The sequence below is a fragment of the Pseudidiomarina indica genome, assembly GCF_900104245.1.
In the GTDB taxonomy this organism is placed as follows: domain Bacteria; phylum Pseudomonadota; class Gammaproteobacteria; order Enterobacterales; family Alteromonadaceae; genus Pseudidiomarina; species Pseudidiomarina indica.
Window position 1 is genome coordinate 70,455 of record NZ_FMXN01000011.1, and the last position, 10,948, is coordinate 81,402.

The window sequence follows — 10,948 nt, forward strand, 5'->3', positions numbered from 1 at the left end:
GTTTATGCGAAACCTGTGCTCTGCTGTGTGACTGCCATTAACATACTGCCCATTCCACCGAACACTAACATCAATAGTCCAAACACCAGGCTATAGCAGAATGCCTGTAAGCTTGTCCGAACCCGCAGTAATGCTTGCAACGCATCCTGCGCAGCATAACCAGCCACCCGCTGTAAGGTGCCATGCTCTGTTGCATTGCGACGACCATTCCCTAGCCGAAACAACATCCGTGGGGCTAATAATCCACTCGCAAAAACCCGCTCAAGACGCCGCTCTCCTTCGGCTAACCGCCGCCGCATTAACGCCAAATGAACATGAAGTTCACGACTGCCATCACGTTGAATCGCAGCCAGTGCACGATCTAAGTTGGTTCCCGCCGCTAATAGCACCGTGACAGTTTGTAACAGGACCACCGCATGAAAGTTACGCTGCACCATAAAGGCTCCACGTTTAAGCAGCCAGTCACACCACGCCCAATTTAACCGAATTAATCCCGGCGGCCCCCACACCCAGACCAACATCCCTGCGACGGATAAAAACAGCACCGGCAACCATAAGCTATGCGTCAACACCCATAGCCAGTAACTTAAACTTGGCCAATCACTGGGTGGCAACGCTTGTGCCAGTTTAGGAATCACGGTACGACCAATCGCGAGGCTTGCGAGAAACGCCAGCGCCACCATCACCAACGGATAAATCAGCGGTTTCCAAAAGGCTCGCCAAGCCGCTTGCCGTTCTATTTCAAATTGTCGATGACGCTGCAACAGCTGTTCTAAAATGCCACTATGCTCCCCCACCGCAATCAGCATGACCAGATCGGCAGCAAACCAAGGTCGTAATGAGGGCCCTAAAGCACGGCCATGATTTAATTGCTGGATTAAATGTTGGGCCACCTGCATTTCCTGTTTTAACCCCAACTGTTGCGCATTGACATAAAGCTCATGGCAACATTGGAGCGGGCTCAATCCGTCACTGAGCCCTAGCGCAAAATCCTCTAAGAAAGCCAGCTGTCGTGCACGGGTCATGGTCATCGTGCAAACTCCACAGTTTCCGTGTGAAACGATAACTTTCCTTGTTCGGCGAGTCGCTGACGATAACTATCGAGCTCTCCAGCACGTAGCGCACAGCGGAGCTCTTCATCGATCATCAATAGCTCGACCGCCAACTGACGACCACTCACTCCACTGCCATGGCAATGAGTGCACTGCGAGGCATCAGCGGGGCACTGCCGGCACGCTTGAGCAACTAACCGTTGTGCCAAAATTCCTACAACCACTCCGGTTTGCGCTAAGGCCCCCGAAGTCAGACCAAGATCAAGCAGCCGATAGAGAGCACCAAAGGTGTCATGCGCATGCACAGTGGCGGTGACAAAATGACCGGTTAACGCCGCGGTATAGGCTGCTTGCGCTGTCGCCTGATCGCGAATTTCACTAATCGATAACACATCAGGGTCTTCGCGTAACGCCACTTTGACCATATTGGCAAAATTCAATTCTGGATGGTCGGCGATCACTGGCTTTTGCTCAATTCTTGGCTGAATAATCTCGATCGGATCTTCCAATGAAATCACTTTGGCCGTTGCTGGAATTTGACTGTTCAATGCTGCCAAGGTGGTTGTTTTCCCTTGTCCTGTCGCCCCCACAACAATAAATAAACCACTGAGCTTCACCAATAACCGTTGCAGCTGTTCCAACACCTCTTGAGGAAACCCCAATGCGGCTAGCTGCGGCGGTTCTTGTTCCAATTGCAGCCGTATCGTCACCGCAAACCCACTGCGCGTAGGTGACTTTTGTACTCGCAACCGTAAGCGCTGCAAGCGTCCGTTATGAGGCACAGCCAAAGCAATACTGGCACTGGACAAGCGTTGCTCATCGAAGAGTTCTCGAAAATCATCGGAGCGAGTGTTAAGGGCCGCGGCAATAGCACCAGCCATGGTTTCTCGATTACGATTAGAGCGCCCAATTAGCTGTCCATGCACCCGAAATGCCAGCTCAGCATGGTGTGGTTGAAACAATAGATGAATGTCCGAAGCCTGCAACAGCAACGCTTGCTGCACTAAATCTTCCAGGGCTTGTTGAGCTTGTGTATGGTCCAGTTGATAAGGATCAAATTCATACCCTGTGGAGCTCGGCGCATTGGCGTCGTGCAAACGGCTGCGAATGGTACGTGCGCTCGCACTACACCATTGTTGGATTCGCACCCCCTGCAGTTGCGCTAACGCCGCTAGATTCTGCACCTCAATTAAATGTTGTTGCCAAGCATTCAAACTTGCCACGAGTCGCCCATCATCACTGATAAAAACGGCGCCATCGGTTTGGTTAAGTTGCTCAGTAACCTCAATGCAGGCTGCTAACATGTCCGGATGAAGTCGGTACGCTAAGAGCTGCTCATCGTTTAATTCAGTAATCATTACCACAGCTCCGTCATCGGTAGATCGCGAAAATACCCTAACCGCTTCAGTCGCACCTTGTCTGGATGCACCTCAGCGAATAAATCATAGGCACCCAACTGCTCGGCACGGAGGCGAATCAGTTCATCCCGATACCGCAGCACCACCACGCTCCCCGTCGCATCCGTCACCACACTCACCAGTTCGGTTGCCGCCAACTCTTGCTCAATTTGAGTTAAGGTAGGCGTTGGCCGCAGTTGTTGCATGGCATGGCGTGCTTGTGCCATCTGCAATTCCAACTGCAAGCGTTTCGCCTCCGTTTGGGCTAAACGTTCTTGCAATTCACTGGTTCGCAGTTGTGCAAGCGTTGCTTCCGTTGCCTGCACACTCCCCATGCTCATCACTAAGCACGTCGTCATGATTGTCATCATGGATGCACCTCCGTTGTGCATTTTAATTAGGCAGTTAATTCGACCTTCAGATGCCAATGTAAGCCTTGTTGTTCCGCTGTCACTTGGGTCACGCGTAAGTGAGGCTGCGTCTGTAACCAAGCGAATACGGGTAACAGCTGGTTTTGGCCTGGCTGAAACTCTGATTTGGCAAGCACCATCCCAGTCGCCGTTGTCGTCACCTTAAACCCAGCCTCATCTAACGAACTCTGCTCTTCCAATATTGTCTCAACAGCAACCGCGTCCAACCTAGGTAAGGAGCGGCTCAAGATGCGTTCTTGTTCTTCCCAATGCCAGTGCGCCGCGTCAGGCAGCTGCAACAGCAATTCTGCTGGCGTCCCATAACTTGGCATGACCCATAACCGTTCCACGGTTGGCGTGAGTTGCCAGCGTTGTACTCGCCAACCGGCAAGGTAGCTCACCTGTTGCAACAAACCGGCGCGCTGTGCCACTTCCGCTGGAGCAAGTTGCGGCAGGATCTCATCGGGGGCCGTTGTCAGAGGCGGTGGGGGCGCAAGAATCGGCTCTGGCACTGGCTGTTTCAAGAGAGTTCCACTCAGCAGAGCCACGAGTAACACTACCCCCGCGATACTCACCGCACTCACTTGCCACCGCCGTAGCCAAGGAAGACTGCGCCGAATCGACACGGTCTGATTGGTGCGGGTGGGCGTTTGCCAATCAATGGCTGGATGAGAAATGGGTGGTGCAGTGGTTTCAGGTAGCGTTAAAGCGGTGACGGTGTCAGAGCCCACCAGCACCAACTGGCAAGCGTTCGCTGTGGGGGCGAGCCAACGTTGGCTAACTTGCCATAAGCTTGCTTCACCCCCTTGATCCGCGGGTAATCGCAGCACTCCCAATAATTGTTCATCACGCCAAGCCACAGCGTATAGCCAGGGTGGCAGCCAATGCACGACCAATGCTGCCGGTAAATCCACTTGGCTACGGGCTTCGGCCACCACATCAACACTTGCTTCCGCCGTACAATACAACCAATAACTTTGCCCGTAACGCTGCACTCGATAATGCTGGAAGCCGTGTTGTCGCGCCGTTTTCAACTGCTGCTGAATATCTCGACGGCGCGTGGAGTGATATCGCCAGCCATGGATATTGACGTGACTCATACAGCGCCTCCTCGCCGAATAATATATGGCGTTAATAGCACGATGGTTTCGCTATGACGTTGCTGCGTATGCTCGCGCCCACCTAACATCAGGCTGAGCCAACTGGTTTGCCGCGACTGTGCCCGACGTTCATTTTTTAAACCACTGAGCAAGAGGGTTTGTTGATGCTCAACGAGGGCCTTCATAAAAAACTTTTTACGGTTGGTATGAGGTGTTTGAATCATTTGCGTTCCCGAGCGAACTTCATCAATTCGTTCCAAGTCGGACAACTCAGTCGACAACTGCAAAATCACCTCATCGCCTTGAATACTCGGCAACACATATAATTCAAACCCGGTTGTTACCACGCCCGGCTGCAACATATCAGCGCGCCCGACGTTGGCAGTTGCAGCAGAGCCAGCAGCTGCCAAATAGGTCGCGTTATCTTCCAAAACAATCCGCGCAATTTGGTTATTTAAACTGACAATACGTGGTTGATTGCTGACTTCGACAAGCCCCTGCTCTGCCAGCGCATCCAGCAACACTTGCGAACCTTGTGCGCGACCTTGCTGCTGTTGCCAAATGAGTTGGCTGCCACCTCCAGTAGTGAACTGAGCCGAATGAATCCCAAGAATGCCTTCACCTCCAGCGGTCCGTAATACGGCATCCCAATCAATGGCAAACTGCTGGCTATCATTAAAGGTGACTTCCAAGATTTGAACATCAATGGCCACCTGGCGGGTTAAGCGTTCATTTTGCTGGGCTAAATAGCGTCGCACCTGCGCCACATGATCAGGATAATCTCGCACCAACACCGATGCCGAGCTTTGATTCACCGTTAAGCGTCCCGCCGGTGATAGTAACAATTGCAACGCGTGCTCTAAATCGTCCCAAACCGACAAATGGTCATGGCTAAAACTGAGGTATTGATCACTGCGCTGTGGCGTTCCGGCCCCCGCCATTAATTGCTCGTTAAACATTCCAGCTTGCTGTTGTTCTTGTTCTCTGCTGCCCATCAAATAACGCGTATTGCCTGCAATAAAAGCAACATCAAATTCAGCCATTTCAAATTCGTACACCAATAGCCGATCATTGTGCCACTCCAAGTGCCAGCGCTGTCGTTGCGCAATTTGCTGTAATAACTCCGCCAATGAGCCCGTAAAACTCAGATGGATTGCTTGTTCTGCTAACGCGGGCTGCAAGAAACTAGCCCGCACACCATGCGGTGCTAACACTTGTTGCAGCAAGCTATCCGCCCGCAGCCCTTGTGCTGTCACTTGTACCGATTGTGCACTCCAACTCGGTAAGTCAGCCACTGCGGGCGCCAGTGGTGGCACATATAACTCGGTGTCATAGCGCACAGCGCCCGTTTCAGTATGCGGCGTTTGCAATAACGCGAGGCGCTGCTGAGCTTGCTGAAAATCCTGTTGCAAGGCGGTGTCTGAAGTACTGCAACCATGCAGTAACACCACACTCACCATTCCTAACATCCAATGTTTCATGACTGCACCTGTCGAGTTTGGCGATAGCTCACAACCGCAACATGATTAGGAAAGAAGGTCACCGCCAACGAATAAGGAGCTAAAATTTGTTCCAACACATCCGTTGCATTGGGAGCCGTGAGGGTATAGTCCGTCGGCCACTTAAAATGAGAAGAAACCCGCCAATCAATACGGGTGACTGAGAAATGTTTCTGCAGAAATTGCTCTAACTGCGGTTGCAAGAGATCATCACGCAGTTTAAGGGTCACGCTCGCCATGCGCGGAGCGGTTGAATGGTTGGGGTTACTGAATTGATAGACTGGACAAACCGAGACCGCAAAGGTTGACGGCGACCACAAGCAGCTCAGCGCTAAGCTGCCTGTGACGACGTACTGCTGGAATCCATTCCATGTTGATTTATAAACCATGTAACCTCCTTGTTTACATGCTGCCACAATCCTTTGTGGAGCCTATTCAATCTAGTTGAACAACTGGATGCAAACAAGAACGTTTAGACGGATATTCCGCTCAGCAAATTGCTAACGCTTTTTAGTTTCGTGCTCTTCCCATTGACCATTTTTGTACAGTGCTTGCCAGCCGGTCGCCTTACCGTTAACTTCCGTCATCACGTATTGCTCTTTGTTTTTACGGCTGTAACGAACCACCGCTTCATTGCCTTGCGCATCATGGCTTGGCGCTTCCGCAAGATAATGGAACTTCGCGGGTAAGCGATCTTTAAAGCGTTGTAGCTCCACCACTTTCACGGCTCGTGTTTCGCGTGAGCGCGGGAAGGTGTTCGCTGATAAGAAAATTCCCGATGCTCCATCACGAAGCACAAAATAGGCATCCGAATCCTCGCATGGTAACTCTGGTAAATGGACGGGGTCTTCTTTGGGTGGCGCTGGTTGACCATTCTTCAACAACTTGCGCGTGTTTTTACACTCCGCATTGGTACAGTCAAAGTACTTCCCAAAGCGCCCAGTTTTAAGCTGCATGTCGTGGCCGCAACGGTCACAATCCAGCACCGGACCGTCGTAGCCTTTAATCCGGAACTCACCCAGCTCAATCAAGTAGCCATCGCAGCTTGGGTTATTCCCACACACATGGAGTTTCCGCTCTTGATCGAGCAGATAGCTATCCATGGCGGTGCCACATTTGTCGCATCGTTTTTTAGCCCGCAACGCCATAATTTCAGCATCTTCATCGTTATCCACGCGCACTGCTTCTTCACCAGGTAGCAAATTCATGGTTTGGGTGCAGCGTTCTTTGGCGGGCAACTCGTACCCTGAGCAACCTAAAAACACGCCGGTTGATGCTGTCCGAATTCCCATCGGACGTGAACATGTAGGGCAAGCAATATCGGTCAGTACCATCTGGTTCGGCCGCATTCCACCCGCTTCAGGCGCTTGCTCCGCTTGCTTCAGTTTGGCAATAAACTCTTCATAGAAGCGGTCCAGCATGGCTTTCCAATCACGATTGCCTTCGGCGATATCGTCAAGCGCTTGTTCCATCTCGGCAGTGAAGTTGTAGTTCAACAAGCGCGGGAAGTTATCGACCAAGCGGTCATTCACAATCTCGCCCATTTTCTCTGCATAAAAACGACGGTTTTCGACTCGGACATAGCCTCGTTCTTGAATCGTGGAAATAATTGACGCGTACGTAGACGGTCGACCAATCCCTCGTTTTTCTAATTCTTTAACCAACGACGCCTCACTGTAACGTGCCGGCGGCTTGGTGAAGTTTTGTTGCGGCTCAACCTGCTGCAGCGTCAGGATTTCGCCACGCTTCACATCCGGTAACACCGTATCATCATTATTTTTCGAGCCTGCTGGTGGCTGCACTTTGGTCCAGCCCGCGAAACGTAATACCCGCCCGCGCGCTTTCAGTTCATAGTCACCTGCCTGCACCGTAATCGTGGTCGCATCATACTGGGCAGGCGTCATTTGACAGGCAACGAACTGTCGCCAAATCAACTCATATAAACGCTGCGCATCGCGCTCCATATCCCGCAAGCTTTCAGATTTCACCGCAACGTTGGACGGACGAATGGCTTCGTGCGCCTCTTGAGCATTTTGCTTAGCCCCATACACATTGGGCTTCGCCGGCAAGTAATCATTGCCATAGTGCTGCTGGATATACTGGCGGCAGCTTGCCACCGCTTCCTGACTCAAGTTAGTGGAGTCAGTACGCATATAAGTGATATACCCCGCTTCATACAAACGTTGCGCGAGCATCATGGTCTTTTTCACCCCAAAGCCCAATCGCGTACTCGCCGCTTGCTGGAGCGTTGAGGTAATAAAAGGGGCGGAAGGACGGCTGCTGGTTGGCTTATCTTCACGCTCCACCACCTGATACTGAGCGGCTTGCAACGCAGCCACAGCACGCTCCGCAGCTTGCTGATCCGGCGCTTTGAAAGTGTTGCCTAAGTACTTTTGTACTTGCATCCGCAATGAATCTTTATCGCCAATCAGGAGTTCCGTAAAAATTTCCCAATATTCTTCGGGCACAAAGGCTTTAATTTCCCGTTCCCGCTCGACCACCAATCGTACCGCAACCGATTGCACGCGGCCTGCAGACAGCCCACGGGCGATTTTTTTCCACAACAGGGGCGACACCATAAAGCCGACCACGCGGTCAAGGAAGCGGCGTGTTTGCTGCGCGTTCACGCGGTCAATATTCAAGGCAGCAGGATTGGCAAACGCCTCTTGAATGGCTTTTTCGGTAATTTCGTTGAACACAACGCGTTGGAAGCGACTGTCATCACCGCCAATGATTTCACGTAAGTGCCACGCAATGGCCTCCCCTTCGCGGTCCAAGTCCGTTGCGAGGTAAATAGCATCTGCTTTGGCCGCCAGTTTTTTTAATTCGGCCACCACTTTCTCTTTGCCTGGCAAAATCTCGTAATGAGCTTCCCACCCATGCTCAGGATCGATTCCCATCCGCGCGATAAGTTTTTTATACTCGCGCTCTTGCCGATAGGCTTCTTTTTGCTCCGGCGTCATTTTCCGCACTTCTGCTGGCGGTTTTGCTTTAACAGCTTCAGTGGTTCGGGTGGGCAAATCACGCACGTGCCCCACACTCGACTTCACAATGAAATCGTTTCCTAAATATTTATTGATTGTCTTTGCTTTTGCCGGTGACTCGACAATGACGAGCGCTTTAGCCATGCGATTCTCTTTTACACCATATTTAGTGGGTTTCTTTTTTAGATATATCTGTTCTGACGTGTGAGCACAACCACCCCAAGCCAAATTCATAAAAATACATTTTCAGCTCATTTCTATGCAAATTACGGGTGGAATGGCGGTAGCCCAATAAAATCAAGGCATTGTACCCTTACACCAGAACCAAGTTGCGGGTATAATAGCCGACAATTCAGCGCTTGCAACTGCAATGGAGGTTTATTTGAGCATGCATCACTACGAAGTGAATTTCGATGGCCTGGTTGGGCCCACTCATAACTACGCCGGATTATCCTATGGTAATGTCGCGTCCCTAAGCAATGCCAAATCTACGTCCAACCCAAAAGCGGCGGCGAAACAAGGGCTTGCTAAGATGAAAGCGTTGCACGATATGGGCATGGTGCAAGGAGTATTGGCCCCGCAAGAACGCCCCGATGTCACCACGTTACGACGCTTAGGCTTCAGTGGTTCTGACGCAGAAGTGCTCACCCAAGCAGCTCAACAAGCGCCCGCAATCTATCATGCGGTCTGTTCGGCTTCCAGTATGTGGACCGCCAATGCAGCCACGGTTTCGCCCGGAGCCGATACCGTCGATGGGAAAGTTCACTTTACCCCCGCGAACCTCACCAATAAGTTTCATCGTTCGCTTGAACCACAAACCAGTGGACGCATTCTACAGGCCATGTTTAATAATTCTCGTTATTTCGAGCATCACCTGCATCTGCCTGATAATGAACACTTTGGTGATGAAGGCGCAGCTAACCATACCCGTCTATGCCGGAATTACGGTCATGCTGGGGTCGAAATTTTCACTTATGGTCGGTCTGCTTTTAACCCTAACATCCCTGCACCGCAACGTTATCCAGCGCGGCAGACCCTAGAAGCCTCCCAAGCAATCGCGCGGTTGCATGGGCTCAGTGATGAAAACACGGTCTTCATTCAGCAAAACCCGGCAGTCATTGACCAAGGGGTATTCCATAATGATGTGATTGCGGTAGGGAACCAAAATGTGTTCTTCTATCACGAGGATGCGTTTTTAGATAAAGAAAGCAAGTTCGCGGAAATTCAGCGGAAGTTTGGCGACGATCCAATCCATTTCATTGAAGTCAGTAGCTCAGAAGTCACTGTGGAAGAGGCGGTACAAACTTACCTCTTTAACACCCAACTAATTACCTTACAGGATGGCACCATGGCCATCATTGCACCCACCGAGTGTCAGGAGCATCCTCGCGTTTCAGCCTATTTGGCCGAGTTAGTCACACGCGATACTCCCATTCGGCAGGTCCACTATTTCGATGTAAAACAAAGCATGCGCAATGGGGGTGGTCCCGCATGTTTACGGCTGCGAGTTGCCTTGAATGACACCGAATTGGCAGCTGTCAATCCGGCGGTAATGATGAGCGATGAGCTATTTGCACGACTCAACCAGTGGGTGGATAAACACTATCGTGATGAGCTCAGTATCGCAGACTTGCAGGACCCACAGTTGTTATCAGAATCACGGACTGCTCTCGATGAATTAACGCAGATCTTGAAACTAGGTTCCGTGTATCCATTCCAGCGTTAATTCCAACAACGACAACGGACGCCGAAGCGTCCGTTGTTATCACTAAAGAGGCATTTAGCAAAACCCGCGTAAACCCTCGCCCAATCGGGCGGGGATATAAGCGGGGAACGCGAAGCGTTTCTAGTCAGGTGTGGCCTGACTTTGTACATATTCTTTCAGCGTTTCAATCGTTGCACCACCTGCGCTACAGGCAAAATAGGAGCGCGACCAGAGCGCTGCGCTCTTGCTTTGCCGGGGTATGTGGGTATTGAGTCTGCGTATCCGGCGAGATGAAACCGATTTCAGGTTGTTCACCATAACGCTGATCGCCAGTTTCGGTGGGTAGGCCATCAACAGATGAACATGATCTTCTTCACCGTCCATTTCCAGCAGGTTACATTCCAGTTTCTCGCAAGCAGACTCAAATGCTTCACGCAGCTGCTCAATCATAAAGCCATCGAACAGTTTTCGTCGGTACTTGGTGGTAAAGACCAGATGAACAACCAGCTTGGTGACGCTGTGACGTTTTCTAAGGTAATCTGATAGCAATTCTTTATGATGCACACTCACTTGAAACATGACCTTAATAGCCTATAATGAATGAATTATATCAATGAGCGCTGAAATGTTAAAGGCCACGAAAGTACGCATTTATCCCACACCTGAGCAGGCGGAATTTTTAAACCGCCAGTTCGGTGCTGTGCGCTTTGCGTACAACAAGGCTTTGCACATCATTAGCAGCCAGTACAAGCGTCACGGCCTGAAATTGAAGGCCAAAAAAGACCTCAAGCCGCTGTTGGC

General features: G+C 51.1%; 10 protein-coding genes. 2 read left to right on the top strand and 8 right to left on the bottom strand.

Annotation, left to right across the window (positions count from 1 at the left end):
• Nucleotides 1-2: 2 nt before the first annotated feature.
• The 7 genes from BLP64_RS09065 to topA form a co-directional block, all read right to left on the bottom strand.
• Nucleotides 3-1,031: a type II secretion system F family protein gene (locus BLP64_RS09065; RefSeq protein ID WP_092593740.1), complete on the bottom strand. Its 1,029-nt coding sequence runs from the start codon at nt 1,029-1,031 to the stop codon at nt 3-5.
• Complete coding sequence (locus BLP64_RS09070) at nt 1,028-2,410, bottom strand: GspE/PulE family protein (protein ID WP_092593741.1); 1,383 nt, start codon at nt 2,408-2,410, stop codon at nt 1,028-1,030. Before BLP64_RS09070 ends, BLP64_RS09065 begins: the two co-directional genes overlap by 4 nt.
• The gene (locus tag BLP64_RS09075; RefSeq protein WP_092593742.1) at nt 2,410-2,820 is read right to left on the bottom strand and encodes a hypothetical protein; all 411 of its coding nucleotides are present in this window, start codon (nt 2,818-2,820) and stop codon (nt 2,410-2,412) included. Before BLP64_RS09075 ends, BLP64_RS09070 begins: the two co-directional genes overlap by 1 nt.
• A gap of 26 nt (nt 2,821-2,846) precedes the next feature.
• Entirely contained in the window at nt 2,847-3,959 is a 1,113-nt protein-coding gene (locus tag BLP64_RS09080) for a hypothetical protein (RefSeq protein ID WP_092593743.1), read from the bottom strand.
• Complete coding sequence (locus tag BLP64_RS09085) at nt 3,956-5,440, bottom strand: hypothetical protein (RefSeq protein WP_092593744.1); 1,485 nt, start codon at nt 5,438-5,440, stop codon at nt 3,956-3,958. Before BLP64_RS09085 ends, BLP64_RS09080 begins: the two co-directional genes overlap by 4 nt.
• Nucleotides 5,437-5,847, bottom strand: coding sequence for a hypothetical protein (locus tag BLP64_RS09090; RefSeq protein ID WP_092593745.1), 411 nt, complete (start codon nt 5,845-5,847; stop codon nt 5,437-5,439). Before BLP64_RS09090 ends, BLP64_RS09085 begins: the two co-directional genes overlap by 4 nt.
• Nucleotides 5,848-5,958: 111 nt before the next feature.
• Entirely contained in the window at nt 5,959-8,586 is a 2,628-nt protein-coding gene (gene topA / locus BLP64_RS09095; protein ID WP_092593746.1) for a type I DNA topoisomerase, read from the bottom strand.
• A 244-nt stretch (nt 8,587-8,830) separates the two neighbouring features.
• On the opposite strand from topA, the gene astB reads away from it, so the two are divergent.
• Nucleotides 8,831-10,168, top strand: coding sequence for an N-succinylarginine dihydrolase (gene astB / locus BLP64_RS09100; RefSeq protein ID WP_092593747.1), 1,338 nt, complete (start codon nt 8,831-8,833; stop codon nt 10,166-10,168).
• A 120-nt stretch (nt 10,169-10,288) separates the two neighbouring features.
• Here the strand turns inward: astB and tnpA are convergent, their stop codons facing one another.
• Nucleotides 10,289-10,726, bottom strand: a complete 438-nt coding sequence (gene tnpA / locus BLP64_RS09105) for an IS200/IS605 family transposase (protein ID WP_176754961.1) — start codon at nt 10,724-10,726, stop codon at nt 10,289-10,291.
• A 34-nt stretch (nt 10,727-10,760) separates the two neighbouring features.
• On the opposite strand from tnpA, the gene BLP64_RS09110 reads away from it, so the two are divergent.
• Nucleotides 10,761-10,948: helix-turn-helix domain-containing protein (locus BLP64_RS09110; protein ID WP_199286060.1), on the top strand; the 188-nt coding region annotated here is incomplete at its 3' end.

Excerpts from the sequence above, each read along its gene's own strand:
- BLP64_RS09075 (WP_092593742.1), bottom strand. The coding sequence starts at position 2,820 with ATGATGACAATCATGACGACGTGCTTAGTGATGAGCATGGGGAGTGTG.
- tnpA (WP_176754961.1), bottom strand. The coding sequence starts at position 10,726 with ATGTTTCAAGTGAGTGTGCATCATAAAGAATTGCTATCAGATTACCTT.
- BLP64_RS09065 (WP_092593740.1), bottom strand. The coding sequence starts at position 1,031 with ATGACCATGACCCGTGCACGACAGCTGGCTTTCTTAGAGGATTTTGCG.
- BLP64_RS09070 (WP_092593741.1), bottom strand. The coding sequence starts at position 2,410 with ATGATTACTGAATTAAACGATGAGCAGCTCTTAGCGTACCGACTTCAT.
- BLP64_RS09085 (WP_092593744.1), bottom strand. The coding sequence starts at position 5,440 with ATGAAACATTGGATGTTAGGAATGGTGAGTGTGGTGTTACTGCATGGT.
- topA (WP_092593746.1), bottom strand. The coding sequence starts at position 8,586 with ATGGCTAAAGCGCTCGTCATTGTCGAGTCACCGGCAAAAGCAAAGACA.
- BLP64_RS09090 (WP_092593745.1), bottom strand. The coding sequence starts at position 5,847 with ATGGTTTATAAATCAACATGGAATGGATTCCAGCAGTACGTCGTCACA.
- BLP64_RS09080 (WP_092593743.1), bottom strand. The coding sequence starts at position 3,959 with ATGAGTCACGTCAATATCCATGGCTGGCGATATCACTCCACGCGCCGT.
- astB (WP_092593747.1), top strand. The coding sequence starts at position 8,831 with ATGCATCACTACGAAGTGAATTTCGATGGCCTGGTTGGGCCCACTCAT.